Origin of the sequence: Priestia megaterium (assembly GCF_041941685.1) — a bacterium.
In the GTDB taxonomy this organism is placed as follows: Bacteria; Bacillota; Bacilli; order Bacillales; family Bacillaceae_H; genus Priestia; species Priestia megaterium_C.
Genome location: NZ_CP130958.1, coordinates 2,080,577 through 2,097,901, shown reverse-complemented (window position 1 = coordinate 2,097,901; position 17,325 = coordinate 2,080,577). Strand labels below are relative to the sequence as shown.

Sequence of the window (17,325 nt, the reverse complement as noted above, 5' to 3'; positions counted from 1 at the left end):
TTTTTCGAAAGCGTTATCATAAGCATTTTTTCCTATTTTATGTGAATGAAGAAAAAAATCCATAGTTAACAATGTTAACTACGGACGCCGTGTTTCTTTTACACTTCTGCTGTTTCAGGAGAGATTGTTTGATCATTGTATACGCTTGTATCCAGTTCTTTTGTTAGTTTACTAGTTACGACTCCGGCTGTCATGCTTCCACTTACATTAAGCGCTGTACGTCCCATATCAATCAATGGTTCTACTGAAATTAATAAGCCTGCTAGCGCTACGGGCAAATTCATAGAAGATAATACAAGTAAAGCTGCAAATGTCGCTCCTCCGCCAACACCTGCTACGCCAAACGAACTAATTGCTACAATGGCAATCAACGTGAAAATAAATGAAGGCGTTAAGGGATCAATACCTACCGTTGGTGCAATCATAACGGCTAACATAGCTGGATATATTCCAGCGCATCCGTTTTGACCAATTGTAAGACCAAATGAACCTGCAAAATTCGCAATTCCTTCTGGAACCCCTAACTGTCTTGTTTGTGTATTAACATTCAAAGGTAATGCTCCAGCACTTGTACGGGAAGTAAAGGCAAAAGCCAATACAGGAAATACTTTCTTAACATATGTGATCGGATTTACACCGATGATTGTTAGAATAACTAAGTGAACAATAAACATAGCTGCCAATGCGACATAGGATGCTACAACAAATTTTCCAAGTTTAACAATTGCATCAATATCACTCGTTGCTACTGTTTTGGTCATAATTGCGAGTACCCCATAAGGAGTTAACCGAAGAATTAGCGTCACTACACGCATTACAATTGCATAAAACGTATCAATAATTTTTGAAAATAACGCCGCTTCCTCAGCCTTTTTACGCTTCACGCCTAAATACGCAATTCCAACAAATGCCGCAAAGATGACAACCCCAATCGTGGAAGTTGAACGTGCGCCTGTTAAATCAAGAAACGGGTTAGCAGGTAATAATTCTACTACTTGCTGCGGGATTGTTTTTGCTTCTAAACTAGATAAATTGTTTTCTAAGTCCTCTCCGCGCTGAAGTTCCGCTTCCCCTTTTGTGATTTGGACAGATTCTAAATTAAAGCTCGTTGTTGTAAAAATACCAATTGCAGCTGCTACCGCTGTTGTGACAAGCAAAATCCCAATAATTAAACTACTAATCTTTCCAATATTGCTCGTCAATTTTAAGCGAGTGAATGCCGCTACAATCGATACAAATACGAGCGGCATAACAATCATTTGAAGAAACTTAACATATCCGCTTCCTACAATGCTAAACCAATCGGCGGTCGTTATCGTTACTTCATGAGTCGGACCATACACCCACTGAAGAGCAAAGCCAAAAATAATCCCTAGTCCAAGTGCCGTAAACACACGCTTTGAAAATGATACATGTTTTTTCTGCATCATAAACAGCCCCGCAAGCAATGCGAGCATAATAAGGATGTTTAGAATGACTAATAAGTTATTCATAGATGTTCCCCCTGTAATTTTTTCCATAAATTATGTCTCTATTACTTATAATATAACAATACCAATAAGTCAACTAGGTTTTATGTTTTTTCTTGAAGACAGTTTTTTTGAATAATTTTGACAAAACAAAAAAGCTAAGGATTTTCCTTAGCTTTCTATTTTACGCTTGTATGTACTTCAGTGGTCTTTCTTTCATCACACCGGATGTACTACAATTCATATATAGGATTACATTTCATATAATTCATTTAGCCATTTTACAAACAAATGTCTCGGTAATTCTAGTTCGTGAAGCTCGACATATTGAATATCAGATAGCGTCGTCCCTCTAGCCATATAAAAGTACCACTGCCAGCCAATATCTTTAGCAATGGCATAGGATTTAGCTAGATCTTGCCTATTATCTGTCTGCTGCATATCATTCATCCACTGCGTTTCATCCGCTTCATACTCATAATAATGGAGAGTATATTTATCACACCAATACGTAAGGTCCTGATGGGAAAACGGATTTTCTCCGTCACATACTTGAAGCAATAGCATTCTTAAATTTTCCGGTGTATACGGTAATATAATTTTTTGATCTGCACGTCTCATTTTGCTACCTTCCTGACATGTTCGTTTCTTTTATTACATCATGTACGGCTGCGTTTAGCAATAAGAAATGGATGACGTTTTCATTACTTTTCGTTTACAACATTTCATTTGCTTGCAAAAACCACCGTATCTTCGACATACAGAGGCAATCGGATTTTAACAATCGTCCCTTTGTTCTGTTCACTCTCAATCTGCAGGGTACCGTGATGATCATGAATAATTTTGGAGCTGATTGTTAATCCAAGCCCCATTCCTTTTTCTTTTAAAGTAAAAAACGGTTCTCCTATATGTTCTAGCCGGTCTTTAGAAATTCCTACTCCTTCATCTCTAACTTCTATAAAAATATGGTTATCCTGCGCTGTTTTGATTGTAATGTAAATATTTCCAGGCCTATTCATGGCTTCAATTGCGTTTTTAAAAACATTAAGTAATACTTGAATAAGGTGATTTTTATTTCCATACACACTAGCGTTATTTGTTTGTTCATCGTATAAGAAGTCAATGTTTTTCAATAAAGCTTCATGGGAAGTTAAACTCATTACATACTTAACCGCTTCTGTAAGAGAAAACACGCGAAAATGTTCACTTTCAGGTTTTGACAAAAGGAGCATTTCACTGACAATACCATTAATTCGTTCCAGCTCATCAAGCATGATGTTAGCATACCCTATTGCGGATCGGTCTGTTTCTTTCATGAGCTGAACAAACCCTTTAATACTCGTAAGCGGATTTCTAATTTCATGAGCAATTCCAGCAGCTAATTCGCCTACTACAGAAAGCTTTTCCTTTTTTATCAGAAGCGCTTCTGCAAGCTTTTGCTGAGTGATATCTCGTCCAATGGTGATAAGAGCTTTTCTTGAGCCATCATCAAAAAACACAGGGACTTTAATAACATCAAATGTTTTGACCTCGCCGTTTGGTATTTCAAACGCTTCTTCCGTACGTACCTTTTCCTTTTTTCTCCAAGCTTCTTCATCCGATGAAATACAGTGTAAGAAAGCGGCTTGAAAGAAAGGCACAAGCTCCCCAAGTTCTGCATCGGTTTTACCCCTGTAATCAATACCCTTTAAATGATAAAGTTCTCTTCCAAAATCATTCACCGCCACCCATTTGCCAGCTCCATCTTTAAAACAAATAAAATCCGGCATTGAATTTATTAATGTAGCAAGCTGATACTGTTCATCAGACACCTGGGTATGAACCGAACGCTTATGAAGTAAATAAAACGTGCCAGCCGTTACGCCCACTAGTAAACTATCTTTTATCAAACTGCTAAGAGCATATGCTCCTTTAAAAAATGCCATTGTTTGAAAGACGATGTACACCCCTACAAGCAGAAGACCCGCTACCGCCGCTGCTTTTCGTACACGCTCCCTATTTTTTATCAATATTTCCCACCAGCCTTTGTTTTTTACGTGAATACTCTCTATGTCTCATCAATTAAGTTCTGAATATTCTTCTTACTTTTAAACTAGTTTACCTTATTTTTTTATTCTTATCTAATACCTTTTTTTATTACTTTTGACTCAGTTTCTTTTATCCTCTTTATTTGTTTCCGCATTTTCATTTTATTTGAATTATTTTCTCTATCAAAATAGGAATTTAGATACGGAATATACTGGAACATTTAGGTAATAATACTCTTTTTTGTATTTTCTTAATATTGTAAATTCTAGTAGTACCAACTACATCGATAAATTTAGGGGGATTTTAATGAAAAAAACCGTGATTTCTTTGGCTGTAGCAACAAGTTTGACTTTATCTTTTACAAGTGTACAAGCTTCTACTTCTGCAAATGCTTCTCACCATCAAAGTTCTGAACAAAAAGTATTAAAAAAAATCAATACTGAGAAAATTTTCCAATACATTGCGTATCTCTCAAAAAAACCTCGTGTGGCAGGAACTGAAGCTGAACGCGAAGCTACTACATTTGTTCAAAAGCGTTTGTCTAAACTAGGCTATGAGAGCGCAGTAGAGCCTTTTACCTTTACCGGTTACACACCAGCAGCTAGTTTTTCACTAAGCGTAAACGGTACCAGCTACTCTCCAACAACTTTTACTTATAGCACCAATGGAAATGTCACCGCTGAAATTGTAGATGGAGGGCTGGGTACAAAAGATAATTTAGCAAACAAAGATGTCGCAGGTAAAATTGTATTAGTTCAGCGAGGCACTATTACTTTTGGTGAAAAAGTATTAAATGCTGCTGAAAAAGGGGCTGCAGCCGTCATTATTTTTAATAATACAGACGGTGAGCTAAACGGAACGCTTGGCGGCGCTAATAATAACTACATTCCGTCTCTTGCTGTTACCAAAGAAGAAGGTGAAAAGATTCTTACTTCTATTCAAAAAGGCGAAAAGCCTTCAGGTACAGTAAAAATTGAAGGAGCTGTCGTAAGTGAGCGAACATCTTATAATGTAACCGCTACTAAATCTTCTACTTTTAAGAAAAAAGGAACAAATGATATTATTGTAGTAGGTGCTCATCATGACTCTGTGGCCGGAGCGCCTGGGGCAAACGACGATGCTTCTGGAACAGCAATGGTGCTTGAATTAGCTCGCATATTTAAAACTCTTCCTACTGATACAGAACTGCGATTTGTTACATTCGGAGCTGAAGAAGTAGGCTTACTAGGATCCGAGCATTATGTTAGTGAGCTATCTGAAGATGAGAAAAATCGTATTGTTGGAATGTTTAATTTAGACATGGTAGGAAGTCGAGATGCGGGAGATTTGGTGATGAATACAGCTGATGGAACACCAAATCTTGTCACAGAATTAGCTCAAGCTTCAAGTACAAGATTAAATGGATCACCTACGCCATTTCAAGCTGGCGGCCGCAGTGATCACGTTCCTTTTGCAGAGGCAGGAATACCGGCTGCTCTATTTATTCACAGTCCGTCTGAACCTTGGTATCATACGCCTGAAGATACCCTTGATAAAATAAGCAAAGAAAAACTTCAAGGTGTGGCTGAGATCGTTGGAACAGCTATTTACGATCGTTCCCGTCCCGACCAACAAGGTTCTTCAGTTAAAAAGAAAGCAACATTTAAAGCTCCTCACCTTTATCACGAGCAAGATGTTAAATAAGAATCTATCCCTGTTATTCATACATGATCAAAAAAAGAGATATTTATGCATCTCTTTTTTTGATAAGCAGATTTCTCAAGGTTTTAAATCCATTATGCTACAATTATTATAGAAGAACCTCACTTATTGCTTACATAAAAAATTTCGAACAAAAGAGGTGTATTTTTGGGGTTTTACGGTAGACCATTCAATTCTTTTATTATCTATTCTCCTTGTCATAGGGGTACTTACTGCAAAGTTCTCTACTCGCCTTGGAGCCCCTTCGCTCGTACTCTTTATTATTGTAGGAATGGTTGTTAGCCACTACATCTACTTTGACAATGCTCTTTTAACACAAGGATTCGGAATATTAGCACTCATCATTATTCTTTTTGATGGGGGTGTGCAGACCAAATGGAAAGATGTTAAACGCGTTGTTCGCCCTTCCGTTTCATTAGCTACTTTCGGAGTCCTCATTACGACAGTTTTAACGGGTGTACTTGCCAAATATATTTTAGGTGTTACTTGGCTTGAAGGCTTTTTATTTGGGGCAATCGTTGGCTCTACAGATGCTGCAGCCGTGTTTTCTGTACTAGGGACACAGAATATCCGCCAAAAATTAAACTCCACGCTAGAAGCAGAATCTGGTTCCAATGATCCGATGGCCATCTTCTTAACCGTTTCTATTATTGAATTAATTCAACATCCGGACTCTCCTATCCTCTCATTAATCCTTAATTTCTTTTGGCAAATGGGAATCGGACTGTTACTTGGTTTAGTACTTGGAAAAGCATCCGTTTGGATTATTAATCGAATTAATTTGGATTCTTCAGGACTTTACCCTGTGCTTACATTGTCATTGGCCGCCTTAACCTATGGAATTTCTACATTTGTAGAAGCAAGCGGTCTACTTGCTGTATATGTAATGGCAGTGGTAGTAGGAAATGCAGATCTAACTTATCGTCACACAATTGTCCGCTTTAACGAAGGTTTTGCATGGATGATGCAAATTTTAATGTTTATTTTACTCGGCCTTCTTGTGTTTCCTAATCAACTGCTAGATATCATTTGGCAGGGTATACTGTTATCTCTTTTACTTATGTTTGTCGCTCGTCCACTCGGCGTATTTCTTTCGATGATGTTTGCTAAATACTCATCCAAAGAAAAACTGTTTATTTCTTGGGCCGGTTTAAAAGGAGCTGTTCCAATTGTATTGGCTACTTATCCTATGATGGCAGGTTTGGAGAACAGCACGCTCATTTTTAACGTCGTTTTCTTTGTTGTCTTAACTTCCGCTCTTCTTCAAGGAGCAACAATCGCTCCTTTAGCCAAATTTCTAAACCTTTCTCAAGGTGAAAAAGAGACGGTTCCTCACAGTCTCGAGCTTGTTTCGATGGGCAAAACCAAAAATGAAATGATTGAGTTGAAGCTCGTGGAACATGCAGATATATCAGGAAAATCGCTTGAAGAACTTCACCTCCCTGAAGACATTTTAGTGACTGCTGTTATTCGAGATGATAAACTACTTACCCCTAGAGGAAATACACAAATTTTTGCAGGTGATACATTATATATTCTTATTTCGAAGAAAAAACGGGATAAAGTAAAAGCATTTTTCCAAAAAAATACGTCTGATGGGGACGAAAGAGAAGGAAAAACCAGTTAAAAAATTTGTTAAAGCCTTTACTAGAAAAACAGCACCCGATTATTGAACGGGGTGCTGTTTTTGCTGTTGCATCAAATAAAGAGATTTATAATTAGGGTGATGTTTTAAAAGTTCTGAGACCGTTACAAATTTATACCCCTCTTCCTTTAACTCCGGTAAAATTTGTTTTAATGCTTCAATGGTTTGGATTCGATCTCCTCCAGTATCATGAAACAATACAATATCTCCTGACCTGGCATGATTAAGCACTTGACTTACAATTTTACCTACGCCTGGATTTCTCCAATCAAATGTATCTTGATGCCAAGACCAAAGAATAATGGTATACTGCTGATTTTTAGCAGCTTTTACTACCCGATCGTCATAATAGCCAGTAGGTGGACGAAACAGGTAAGGTTTTATTCCTGTAATAGCTTGTATACGTTCATCCGCTTTTTCAATTTCTTGTTCAATTCTCTCTACTTCCTGGCCCCTTACTTTCAAATGGCTATATGTATGATTAGCAAGTTCATGACCTTCGCGAACTTCTCTTTGAGCAAGCTTGGGAAACGACGTTATTCGATCGCCGACTACAAAAAAAGTTGCTTTGGCACCGTACTTTTGCAATAAATTTAAAATGGTCGGCGTATATTTCGGATCTGGTCCATCATCAAATGTAAGCGCAATCAACTTCTCATCTTTCATGGGAACTTCCCACACGATATCTCCTTTTTTTTCATAATAAAATCTGCTCTTCTTTGCAGCGTCCGCCTGAATACCATAGAAATTAATGGAAATAATAATGATAATTGACAAGCACCATTTCACTCAATGACCTCCTTTTTTATCTAGGTGTGATTCATGCGTATTGTCAATAAACGCTTTAATACCAACTGCAAATAATCGTTCATCACCCAAACACACGCGCTGTTGACGGCGATTAGCTGCAGAAGTTGATTTACGGTTTTTCATAGTCTTCTCTCCATTACTAATTGATTGTGTTTTTAGCTTTACCAAAAAGTCAAAAATAAACCTACAGGTTCTAACATGGCGAAAACATTTTTATATAGTAACTACACGCTGTCTAGCGTTTTGAATAGGAGATATATACATGCGAAAATTTTATTTAGCTTTTCTGTTAATAATAAGCGCAACCATGGTTATACTGCCTTCTGTTAAAGCAGTCAGTGAAAGCAATGAAAAACATCAGCAGCTCACCGTAAGCGAACAAGGATATTCTCTTTCATTGCCCAATGAATATACGCTTCAAAAAGAAGAGGATGGAAAAGATATTCTTTTTTCAACCAAGACTCCCTATACGTGGATGCGAATTGAAGTCCTTTCCGGGAAAGAAAGTACAAGCAAATCATATCTAGATCGTTCAAAAGAATTGTTTGATGACCAGTTTGGAAAATCGTTAAAAATTTCTTCTACATCTCTATTTATTCAACCCGTTGTATTTGCATCTACATCCGGGAGTAAAAAAGAAACGGCAAAGCTATATGTACTAAGGGAAACAAAGGGGCACCCTCCTTTAAAAATCACGATGGTTACAGCTAAAAATTCTAATGATGAAAAAAAGTTAATTTCAATTGTTAACTCAGTAAAAACGCACGAATGAAAATAGATAAGGAAGCCAGCTATGAAAAAAAAGATATTTCTTGTTTGGTTTATATGTTTGATGAGTGGCTGCTCAACTGCTTTTCGTGAAGAGCTTATTAACACACAGGAAGAAATTCCAAAAGAACGCTTGCCACAGCAAGAATTCACCTATCCTTACAAAGGAAGCAGTAGAACAGATGTGGGTTATCTTAAAAGAAGCATCAATCAAAACTATACGCTTTACGTACTAGAAGGATACGAGTTTACAGAAGAAGAGCCCCGAAAAGATGTCATTTACAACAAAAAAAATGATGCTTTGTGGATGCGGATTGAAGTGTTTCCCTCAAATAAAAGTGTAGAGGAGCTCAATAAAGAAACAAAAGAAATTTTAAAAGCTGGCTTTTCGGAAGTGGCTTCCCTTGATACGCACCTCATTCACCATAACTTAGAGATAGAAGCTGCGTACAAAGCATCAGATGATAAAAGTAACGCATACGGTTTTCTCTTTCGAAAGCAAAATCAACACCCCCCTTTCCGGTTAACGATCTTTGCTCCTAAATCTGAAAAAGATTTAACTCCGTTTTTAGAAATGGCGAGAACGCTTCAAAATGCATAAAACAGAGAAAAAAGCCGGTTTACAAAGTGTGTAAACCGACTTTTTCTTTATTTTATATCTAATAGTTTAGTTTTTAAATCTTTTTCCATTTGATACAGCTCTGATTCTGCCTCGGTGCGCTTCGTACGTCCTTCTTCTTGTATCTTTAGCACTTCTTCTAACGTGGTAATCAAATCGGACTGCGTTTTTTTCAATGTTTCGATATCGACAATCCCCGCCTCGTTTTCACGAGCTACTTCAATGGTATTCTGCTTGAGCAGCTCTGAATTTTTAGTAAGCAAGTCGTTTGTTGTCTTAGATACTTGCTTTTGGGCTTCCATTGCTTTCTTTTGGCGTAATAAAGTGGTTGCGATTACTACTTGATTTTTCCAAAGTGGAATAGCTGTTAAAATAGAGCTTTGAATTTTTTCAACAAGGGTCTGATTGACTTCTTGAATTAATCGAATCTGCGGCGCACTTTGAATGGCAATTTGACGGCTCAGTTTTAAATCATGCACTCGTTTTTCTAGCCTATTGATAAATTGATTTAAATCATTGACCTCCTGAGCCATCAAGTAGTCATTTTTTTGAGATGCTGTTTGCTGAAGCTGGGGCAGCGTTTCATTCTGCAGCGCCACTAACTTGTATTCTGCCGCTGCAATGTAGACGTTAAGCGCCTCGTAAAACTGTTTATTTTTATCATATAAGCTATCTAGCATCGTAATGTCTCGATACAGCATTTGTTTTGAGCGCTCTAACTTATCTGCAATTTTATCAATTTCAACATTAATGCTTTGATATTTTGTTAATAAATTTTGAATAGGCCTAGAGACTCCTGAAAATAATCGACCGATGACTCCTTTTTTCTTTGCAGAAAAATCATCGGGATTCACTTGGCGAATCTTACTCATTAAATCTCCTATAACGTCTCCTACTGGTCCCGTATCTTTCGTTTGAACATGCTGTAGTACAGATTGAGAAAACTGAGATAGTTCTGACTGAGCTGCTACCCCGTACTGTAAGATAGCCTGCTGATTTTTATAATCAATTTGATTTGCGATTTTCTGTGCTTTTTCCTGATATTCCGGTGTCAAATCATCGTATGTGTTTCTTTTTGCAGCGCGAGAGTCCGATTGTACCTGCGGGGTAAGCGACGCAAAAGGATCATCAAGCAGCGCATCTAACGATTGATTTTGATTATATTCTTTCATCATAAAATCCCATCCTTTGCATTTACGTTACTTTGTGCGATTAGTAGCTGTCGGTATATACGGCTGCTCCTCTTCAAATGCTTGTTTTAGCACTTTAAGCTCTACATCTAACGTCAGCTTATCTTGTGAAAGAGCATTTGTTAATAAATGCTCATACTTCCCTGATAACCCGCGCAGCATGTCTTCCGCTTCATGAAGACTTTCTTTTACTTCTATGCTTTTCGTTGGTTTTGATAATAAAAACATATACCTTTCAATGACGGTAACCGTTGATTGTAAGTAGTTCGTAAAAAAGGGCTGAACATCTTTATATCGCGCGGGCTCTTTTTCTACCATTTCAATGATGCTTTTACCTACTTTGTATAGTTTAGAAAGTTCTGTCCACATATGAACAGACCGAATTTTAAAACGATAGCTTCCAATGGTTCTTAATTGTTTTCTTGCCTCTTTTACTTGATGACGAACGTATGCAATTTCTTCTCTATACGGATTTTGATAATGACGTCGAGCACTGCTCATAATAAAAAATAGGCTCATCACGACCATTACTCCTATACTAATGCCAAAGGATTGAATCATCGTGGTACTAAATCCAAAATAGCTGACCGGAACGGCTACTGCTCCTGTTACCCAAATGGCAAGAATCTTTTTTATGATTCGAACGACTTTCATCGCTTTCACTCCTATCTCAAATGTGACCGAACTTTTAAACGTATACATATTATACCATTGTCTTCCCGTCTCTTAAAACGATTACTGTTATAATTTATATACGGATAAAACCTTTAAAGGTTTCATAAAACAAAAAAACAGGCAGCTATTAAAAGCTGCCTGTTTTTTATTGATCTTCGCGCTTGTTGTAATCATACTTCGAGCGTTCAATTGGTTTGAACCCTTCTGGTGTATGAAAGCGGAGTAAATCTCCGTAAACAAGTTTATCTGATAGTTCTAGCTTTTTCTTAACTAGTTCATCATACTTATCATACTGTTTCGCTTCCTTATCTGAAAGCTGCTTGCCCGTTGCGTTGTCATACACTTTCTGATCAACTTTTGTTACTTTAGGTGTAACAAAATCACCGTTACGGAAAGGTACAACTTGCTGATGTTCTTTTGATAATAAGTCTGTACCAAAGTCAATATAGTCTTTTGTATCAAGACCTAATAAATGCATCACTGTTGGACGAACATCTACGTCTCCGCCATACGTATGATTTACGCCGCCTTTAAGGCCTGGCGAAGTAATAAATAATGGTACGCGCTGCAGTTGAGCTTGTTCAAAATCATTGATGTTTTTACCCATTACTTTGCCCATTGCACGCTTATGGTTTTCAGAAATACCGTAGTGGTCACCGTACATCACGACCATCGTATTGTCTGCTAAACCAGAGGCCTGTAAATCCTCAAAGAATTGCTTGATTGATTCATCTAAATAACGAGCCGTTTGGAAGTATTGGTCAACTGACTTATCTCCCGTATTGTGAGGTCCAATCGTTTGGTCTTCCTTATCTAGCGGATAAGGGAAGTGGTTTGATAACGTAATGAACTTCGCGCTAAATGGCTGCTTTAAGCCTTTTAGGTACGGCATTGATTCTTTAAAGAATGGTTTATCTTTTAAACCATAGTTCAGCGTATCTTCGTCTGACATATTGTAATAAGCTGAATCAAAGAATTTTTCTACACCCATTGATTTATACATTTCATCACGGTTCCAGAACGATTTTCCATTTCCGTGGAACACAGATGTTGTATAGCCTTGCTGATCTAGAATACCAGATAGCGACTGATAGGTGTTATTTGCTTTTGTTGTAAATACAGAACCTTGAGGTAAGCCGAATAATGAGTTCTCCATCATGAATTCAGCATCTGACGTTTTACCTTGCCCTGTTTGATGGAAGAAGTTATCGAAATACATTGTGTTCTGATCTTTTAATAGTGAATTTAAGAATGGCGTTACTTCTTCACCATTTAACTTATAACCAATCATAAATGACTGAAGTGACTCTAATGAAATATAGATGACGTTTTTGCCTTTTGCTTGCCCGAAATATTCTTTGTTCGGCTCAGCATATGTTGCTTTTGCATAGTTCTCTACCTCAGCCACATCACTGCTATCTGCTAGCGCGCGCTGTGCTGAAGATTTCGAGCTCTGGATGATGTCATAGATCGTATAGTTATACGTTCCTAAATATTTTACTAAATAGTTGCGGTCAAATGTTCTTGTTAATAGTTGAGGACGATCCATTTCCGCTAGTGCGATGTTGGCACTTAAGAATAAAATCCCTGATAAAAATACACCTGTCACAGTACGTCGACTAATTGTTGCTGGTAAGTCAACTTTTTTCCATAGTACTAAAACTAAAAGAATAAAGAAATCTGTGAAGTATAAAATATCAGTTGGGCTAATTAAAGCCATGGCACTGCCGCCTAATTGACCAAAGTTGTTTGACTGAGTCAATACAGGAACAGTAATAAAATCATTAAAGAAGCGATAGTATACTACATTTGCGTACAGGATGAATGAAAGTAAAAAATTCATTCCAAGCAGTGCTCGTACTTTTCCGCGCCCTTTAAATAGTAGTGCAATGGCAAAAAAGAAAATTGCCGAACCAATTGGGTTTATGAAAAGTAAGAACTTTTGCATAAAATTATCTAGCCCTAAGTTAAATTCGATACGATAAACGGTATACGTTTTAATCCAAAACAACAAAACTGCAATTAGAAATAACGGCAGCTGTTTCGAAAAAATATTTTTACCGTTTGTCATGAGCTGTTTCATATTCCCACCTCTGTCTCTATTGAAATTTAAGCTCACTTTTATTTTTATAGTAAATGTAAAAAGAAATCTCCCTTACAAAAAATGTAAGAGAGCTAATCTGTTCTTTCACATTTTAACTCTTTTAAAAAAATTGTCAACACCGCTACGTATAATTTTCACCAAACGTGAGAAAATAACTGCTTTCTTATTCCCAGCTCTATCGGCTTTCAAACACAAATGTATCCTGTGCTTTTTTCTTCTCACTATTTAATACGGACAGCTTCTCTTTAGGTTTCACTATTTTATATTTATTTTTTATTTTGTCCACTATACATATAAATTTAACACTTGCCTTAGTTTTCCTTCTACTTTACAAGAGAATGCATAAAAGCACTTGTGAATATTTGTTATATCAATACCTCTTATTTTCTTTTCTTTCTACAGTAAACCACATATTTTGAGTTATTTCTTTCTTTAAATATGAAAAAAATGTGTCAGTTTGCATCGAAAATTTTTATTTTTTTACCTTTTTGTTTATAATATAAATTATAAATATTATTTGAAATTTCAGATCTCTTTAACGCCTGATCTAGAAAGTGCACTTTTTATATAAAATTGGAACGAGTACGGGCTATGTATGCTTGTATACCTAGAAGTTTAAACGTCTTACATTTTTATAAAGGAGAAAAAATGAAAGAATGTATTGTTTTCATTACAAATATTATTAATGTATTGCATGACGGATTAATTTATATTTTTTATTTACTAGGATTTTCTCTTTCAGATAAAGAACTTCACTTCTGGATTATTGGCATTATTGGACTGCTCACGTTTTTAAGCGTTTATATGATCTTTAAATTATTGTCAAAATGGAAATTTAGTATTACAGCTATTTCTTTTATCTATACCCTTACCGTTATGCTTGTCTTAGTTTTTGCCATTGAAATTCAGCAAGGAATTACCACTCGAGGCAATATGGAATTTGATGATGCCATAGCAGGTTTATGGGGGTTTTTAGTCTTTTTTAGTATTTATATCGCCTTTGCTTCTTTTTTCCTTTTATCCAAGAAGTTATTATCTTCGAATAAAGAGAAAAAAATAAAAACCGAGGCCCCTACTCGGAGCCAAAGGCACGTGAATTAATTTCGTTTGAGTTTCAAAACGACTTGATGGATCCGTATTCGATTATATCGTTGAACCAAAATAAACGGTACGTTTGCAACAATCGCATAAATAACCATCCAAACACCTATAGAAGGAGAGTTCCATATAAAAAAAAGAATAGAAGGAAGTATGCTGATCCAGTGAGTTAACTCTGCTCGATTTGTTTCGATTAAAAAAAGCTGTGCATATTCCTTCGTTCTACTCTCCCATTTCTTTTTATAAAATCCTCGTTTAAATAGCTTTCCTGCATCAGGAAGCCACGTTTTCCATCGGTGTACCCCGAATTTTTTATATATCCCAACTGTTTCCCAGCTTTGAACCTTAAACAGCGCAAGGTCCTTCTTTAAATAGAAGGGAGAAATTTTTGTGCATCTGTAGGCGATGAACATGTGAATCACAAACCATGCCATGATATTAATTAAGAGCTGAGCACCTGTCATTTTATTACTTTCTTCTTTTCTTCTTCTTCTATAGATATGCTGCGTTCTTTCCATTTAACTTTCTTTCTCACTGCTGTTTGGATGAAAGACCATAGGAATAGACCCAGAAAAAACAGCACATGAATAGGAAATAAGCAGAAAGAAAAAAAAGTAAACGAACCTATTTTTCTTAAGCTATTAAATAAGAGACTTACATAGCAAACATAGCTGCTAATTGCCAAGCCTGCATGTTGATTCCATAGAGTAGGTAAAAAAAGGACATAATTAATCATGCTAGTAAGCCACAAACTTACTAGAAATAAATAAATGGCTTCCGTTTTCCCCGCACCTGAAGCAAAACTTTTACTCCACCCTCTTATAAGGCTTTTCATACCATTTGGATACATGCGCATGGAAAGAGCTCCCTGTCCGTTCATACACGTAATAAATTCACCTTGTTTGTTCATTTTTTCAACCAGCGCCATATTTTCAACCACTTCTTTTTTTATCCCTTCGTGGCCTCCGCTTTGAAAGTAGGAGGCTGCGCTGCAAAGCAAGCACTGCCCGAAACCGACAGAAGGACTTTTCCAATTTTTAAAGGGGTGAAAAGCGCCAATCGATGCAAACGTAACATAGTGAAATAAAGCAGAAAACATTTCATAAGGCCTCTTAACAAGATGATAAGGATGAACCAACAGCCCCCCCCTTGCTGTTGATAGTAGAAAAATACTTTTTCAATTCCGTCTTTCTCTACTGTAATATCAGCATCTAAAAATAAAAGCACCGAGCCTTTTGCTTCTCTTACTCCATTCCAGCATGCCCATGACTTTCCTAGCCACCCAGCTGGAAGTGCTCCCGGGTGCACTACTTTTACGCCAAATGCTTTGGCTACCTTCTCAGTATTATCTGTTGAGTTGTCATCTACAACGATCACTTCAAAGTCAGCGTTCTTTAACTGGAGTGACTGCAATAAAAAGGTAAGGTTTCTTTCTTCATTTCTAGCTGGAATAATAATGGACAAACATGACATATCGGTTCTTACTATTTTTACACGTTTAAATGTAGGGATAGTGATGACAAGCGTACCTGTCAAGACAAGAGCAATCAGTAAAAAAGACATCCTTTTCTCCTTTCCTTCACGTATGAAATTGAGCGAACTGGACAAAATAAAAAGTTGTAGACCTATTTTTATTTTGCGTGAAGTCATTTTATACACATTGTTGACAACTCGCTTTTGTTTTATAAGGAGGAAAAAGATGAAAAAGAAAGTAATTGTTGTAGGCGCAGGTTTAGGTGGTCTGTCAGCTGCTATTCGTCTGTCAGCTGATGGATATGATGTCACAGTTGTTGAAAAAAGCGAGCGAATTGGCGGTAAGTTAAATATTCGCAGCGGCAAAGGATTTTCTTTCGATACGGGACCTTCTATTTTAACAATGCCGTGGGTGCTAGAGCAGCTGTTTGAAAGTACAGGCCGCAATATCCACGACTACTTAACAATAGAACGAATTGAGCCTCAGTGGAGAACTTTTTTCCAAGATGGAACACAAATTGATTTGACCAGTGACCTTCCTCGCATGCTTCAGCAGCTTCAAGAACTTGCTCCAGAAGACATTGAAGGTTTTTTTGACTATTTATCTTATGCTAATAAAATGTATGAATCGAACTTAAAAAGTTTTTATAAAAAAAGTTTATCTGGACTGCACGATTTACGAACGATGCACACGGTAAAAGAACTGCTTCAAATGGATCCAATGAGATCTATGAATGCTACTACACGCAAATATTTTTCAAACAAACATTTGCGTCAATTGTTTAATTTTTTAATTATGTACATCGGCTCTTCTCCTTATCATGCACCAGCTGTATTAACACAGCTTGCTCACGTTCAGCTAGGATTAGGTATTTATTACGTAAAAGGCGGAATGTACAAAATTGCTGAAGCGATGGATAAGCTCCTTCAAGAACTTGACGTCACTGTGCATCTAAATACGCCGGTAAAAGAAATCACAACAAGCGGAGCAAAGGCAACTGGAATTACACTAGAAAATGGCGAGAGTCTATCAGCAGATATTGTGGTATCTAATCTAGAAGCAATTCCAACTTACCGCTATTTATTAAAAAATCATGCGCAAGCAGCTAAGCAAACTCAGGAGCTTGCAAAATTTGAACCTACTGTTTCTGGCCTTGTTCTTTTATTAGGGGTTAACAAACAGTACAAGCAGCTTCAACATCATAATTTCTTCTTCTCAAAGGATCAGAAAGAAGAGTTTGATACAATCTTTAACAAAGGTCAAGTAGCCATGGATCCGACAATTTACATTGGCGTATCGTCTAAATCAGACCCTACGCAAGCTCCTGAAGGAAAAGAAAACCTGTTCGTTCTTACTCATGTACCTCCTTTAAAAGAAGGCGACGACTGGGCTTCATTAAAAGACCGCTACCGTGATGTCGTATTGAAAAAGCTTGAGGCAATGGGATTAGAAGACTTACGTTCAAGCATTGAGTTTGAATATACGTTTACTCCTAACGATATCCAGGAGCTTTACGGTGCTAACGGCGGGTCCATTTATGGCGTAGCAACTGACCGTAAGAAAAATGGAGGTTTTAAAATCCCGGCAAGAAGTCAGCTTCTTTCTAACCTTTATTTTGTAGGCGGCTCTACACACCCTGGAGGCGGCGTGCCAATGGTGACATTATCAGGTCAGCTAACAGCGGACGCAATTAATGAAGATTTTCAGATTCCTCGTATGCAAAAAGATATTGGGTAATGAAAAA

The 17,325-nt window shown here is 37.1% G+C and carries 17 protein-coding genes; 6 read left to right on the top strand and 11 right to left on the bottom strand.

Going from position 1 to position 17,325, the window contains the following annotated elements; translation table 11 throughout:
- Positions 1-98: 98 nt before the first annotated feature.
- The 3 genes from Q5794_RS10790 to Q5794_RS10780 form a co-directional block, all read right to left on the bottom strand.
- Positions 99-1,493, bottom strand: coding sequence for an L-cystine transporter (locus Q5794_RS10790; protein ID WP_268575393.1), 1,395 nt, complete (start codon positions 1,491-1,493; stop codon positions 99-101).
- Positions 1,494-1,721: 228 nt separating this feature from the next.
- The gene (locus Q5794_RS10785; RefSeq protein WP_013082877.1) at positions 1,722-2,090 is read right to left on the bottom strand and encodes a hypothetical protein; all 369 of its coding nucleotides are present in this window, start codon (positions 2,088-2,090) and stop codon (positions 1,722-1,724) included.
- A gap of 104 nt (positions 2,091-2,194) precedes the next feature.
- Positions 2,195-3,478: an ATP-binding protein gene (locus Q5794_RS10780; RefSeq protein ID WP_192997235.1), complete on the bottom strand. Its 1,284-nt coding sequence runs from the start codon at positions 3,476-3,478 to the stop codon at positions 2,195-2,197.
- A gap of 325 nt (positions 3,479-3,803) precedes the next feature.
- Between Q5794_RS10780 and Q5794_RS10775 the strand changes: the two genes are divergently transcribed.
- Positions 3,804-5,180, top strand: a complete 1,377-nt coding sequence (locus Q5794_RS10775) for a M28 family peptidase (RefSeq protein ID WP_374989084.1) — start codon at positions 3,804-3,806, stop codon at positions 5,178-5,180.
- Positions 5,181-5,337: 157 nt separating this feature from the next.
- Complete coding sequence (locus tag Q5794_RS10770) at positions 5,338-6,825, top strand: potassium/proton antiporter (RefSeq protein ID WP_374989083.1); 1,488 nt, start codon at positions 5,338-5,340, stop codon at positions 6,823-6,825.
- 39 nt (positions 6,826-6,864) lie between these two features.
- Here the strand turns inward: Q5794_RS10770 and Q5794_RS10765 are convergent, their stop codons facing one another.
- Together Q5794_RS10765 and Q5794_RS10760 are read right to left on the bottom strand one after the other, a co-directional pair.
- The gene (locus tag Q5794_RS10765; RefSeq protein WP_214987167.1) at positions 6,865-7,632 is read right to left on the bottom strand and encodes a polysaccharide deacetylase family protein; all 768 of its coding nucleotides are present in this window, start codon (positions 7,630-7,632) and stop codon (positions 6,865-6,867) included.
- Positions 7,633-7,776, bottom strand: a complete 144-nt coding sequence (locus tag Q5794_RS10760) for a hypothetical protein (RefSeq protein ID WP_013056734.1) — start codon at positions 7,774-7,776, stop codon at positions 7,633-7,635.
- Positions 7,777-7,915: 139 nt separating this feature from the next.
- Here Q5794_RS10760 and Q5794_RS10755 point away from each other — a divergent pair, with 139 nt between their 5' ends.
- Both Q5794_RS10755 and Q5794_RS10750 read left to right on the top strand, forming a co-directional pair.
- On the top strand, positions 7,916-8,425 hold the full coding sequence (locus tag Q5794_RS10755; RefSeq protein ID WP_214987168.1) for a hypothetical protein: 510 nt from the start codon (positions 7,916-7,918) through the stop codon (positions 8,423-8,425).
- A 21-nt stretch (positions 8,426-8,446) separates the two neighbouring features.
- Positions 8,447-9,022 carry a hypothetical protein gene (locus Q5794_RS10750; RefSeq protein WP_214987169.1) on the top strand — a complete coding sequence of 192 codons (576 nt, stop codon included), beginning with the start codon at positions 8,447-8,449 and terminating at the stop codon, positions 9,020-9,022.
- A gap of 47 nt (positions 9,023-9,069) precedes the next feature.
- Here Q5794_RS10750 and Q5794_RS10745 read toward each other — a convergent pair whose 3' ends face one another.
- The 3 genes from Q5794_RS10745 to Q5794_RS10735 all read right to left on the bottom strand — a co-directional run bounded on the left by Q5794_RS10745 (position 9,070) and on the right by Q5794_RS10735 (position 12,988).
- Positions 9,070-10,215: a toxic anion resistance protein gene (locus tag Q5794_RS10745; RefSeq protein ID WP_214987170.1), complete on the bottom strand. Its 1,146-nt coding sequence runs from the start codon at positions 10,213-10,215 to the stop codon at positions 9,070-9,072.
- Positions 10,216-10,239: 24 nt separating this feature from the next.
- Positions 10,240-10,884: a 5-bromo-4-chloroindolyl phosphate hydrolysis family protein gene (locus tag Q5794_RS10740; protein ID WP_050690001.1), complete on the bottom strand. Its 645-nt coding sequence runs from the start codon at positions 10,882-10,884 to the stop codon at positions 10,240-10,242.
- Between the two features lie 166 nt (positions 10,885-11,050).
- Positions 11,051-12,988 carry an LTA synthase family protein gene (locus Q5794_RS10735; protein WP_013056729.1) on the bottom strand — a complete coding sequence of 646 codons (1,938 nt, stop codon included), beginning with the start codon at positions 12,986-12,988 and terminating at the stop codon, positions 11,051-11,053.
- Positions 12,989-13,657: 669 nt separating this feature from the next.
- Here Q5794_RS10735 and Q5794_RS10730 point away from each other — a divergent pair.
- Positions 13,658-14,110, top strand: a complete 453-nt coding sequence (locus Q5794_RS10730) for a hypothetical protein (RefSeq protein ID WP_013056728.1) — start codon at positions 13,658-13,660, stop codon at positions 14,108-14,110.
- Here the strand turns inward: Q5794_RS10730 and Q5794_RS10725 are convergent.
- From Q5794_RS10725 to Q5794_RS10715, 3 genes are all read right to left on the bottom strand, one after another.
- Positions 14,107-14,625, bottom strand: coding sequence for a glycosyl-4,4'-diaponeurosporenoate acyltransferase (locus tag Q5794_RS10725; RefSeq protein ID WP_374989082.1), 519 nt, complete (start codon positions 14,623-14,625; stop codon positions 14,107-14,109). The two genes, Q5794_RS10730 and Q5794_RS10725, sit on opposite strands and share 4 nt — an antisense overlap.
- The gene (locus Q5794_RS10720; RefSeq protein WP_374989081.1) at positions 14,568-14,963 is read right to left on the bottom strand and encodes a hypothetical protein; all 396 of its coding nucleotides are present in this window, start codon (positions 14,961-14,963) and stop codon (positions 14,568-14,570) included. The genes Q5794_RS10725 and Q5794_RS10720 overlap by 58 nt, the downstream gene beginning before the upstream one ends.
- Positions 14,964-15,055: 92 nt before the next feature.
- Positions 15,056-15,670: a glycosyltransferase gene (locus Q5794_RS10715; protein WP_374989080.1), complete on the bottom strand. Its 615-nt coding sequence runs from the start codon at positions 15,668-15,670 to the stop codon at positions 15,056-15,058.
- A 136-nt stretch (positions 15,671-15,806) separates the two neighbouring features.
- Between Q5794_RS10715 and Q5794_RS10710 the strand changes: the two genes are divergently transcribed.
- Positions 15,807-17,318, top strand: a complete 1,512-nt coding sequence (locus Q5794_RS10710; protein ID WP_374989079.1) for a phytoene desaturase family protein — start codon at positions 15,807-15,809, stop codon at positions 17,316-17,318.
- The last annotated feature ends 7 nt before the right edge of the window (positions 17,319-17,325 follow it).

What these genes read in the sequence shown, in the direction of transcription:
- Q5794_RS10710 (WP_374989079.1), top strand. Translation starts at nt 15,807, where the DNA reads ATGAAAAAGAAAGTAATTGTTGTAGGCGCAGGTTTAGGTGGTCTGTCA.
- Q5794_RS10775 (WP_374989084.1), top strand. Translation starts at nt 3,804, where the DNA reads ATGAAAAAAACCGTGATTTCTTTGGCTGTAGCAACAAGTTTGACTTTA.
- Q5794_RS10760 (WP_013056734.1), bottom strand. Translation starts at nt 7,776, where the DNA reads ATGAAAAACCGTAAATCAACTTCTGCAGCTAATCGCCGTCAACAGCGC.
- Q5794_RS10750 (WP_214987169.1), top strand. Translation starts at nt 8,447, where the DNA reads ATGAAAAAAAAGATATTTCTTGTTTGGTTTATATGTTTGATGAGTGGC.
- Q5794_RS10785 (WP_013082877.1), bottom strand. Translation starts at nt 2,090, where the DNA reads ATGAGACGTGCAGATCAAAAAATTATATTACCGTATACACCGGAAAAT.
- Q5794_RS10755 (WP_214987168.1), top strand. Translation starts at nt 7,916, where the DNA reads ATGCGAAAATTTTATTTAGCTTTTCTGTTAATAATAAGCGCAACCATG.
- Q5794_RS10715 (WP_374989080.1), bottom strand. Translation starts at nt 15,670, where the DNA reads ATGTCTTTTTTACTGATTGCTCTTGTCTTGACAGGTACGCTTGTCATC.
- Q5794_RS10720 (WP_374989081.1), bottom strand. Translation starts at nt 14,963, where the DNA reads ATGCGCATGTATCCAAATGGTATGAAAAGCCTTATAAGAGGGTGGAGT.
- Q5794_RS10745 (WP_214987170.1), bottom strand. Translation starts at nt 10,215, where the DNA reads ATGATGAAAGAATATAATCAAAATCAATCGTTAGATGCGCTGCTTGAT.
- Q5794_RS10790 (WP_268575393.1), bottom strand. Translation starts at nt 1,493, where the DNA reads ATGAATAACTTATTAGTCATTCTAAACATCCTTATTATGCTCGCATTG.
- Q5794_RS10735 (WP_013056729.1), bottom strand. Translation starts at nt 12,988, where the DNA reads ATGAAACAGCTCATGACAAACGGTAAAAATATTTTTTCGAAACAGCTG.
- Q5794_RS10740 (WP_050690001.1), bottom strand. Translation starts at nt 10,884, where the DNA reads ATGAAAGTCGTTCGAATCATAAAAAAGATTCTTGCCATTTGGGTAACA.
- Q5794_RS10725 (WP_374989082.1), bottom strand. Translation starts at nt 14,625, where the DNA reads ATGGAAAGAACGCAGCATATCTATAGAAGAAGAAGAAAAGAAGAAAGT.
- Q5794_RS10730 (WP_013056728.1), top strand. Translation starts at nt 13,658, where the DNA reads ATGAAAGAATGTATTGTTTTCATTACAAATATTATTAATGTATTGCAT.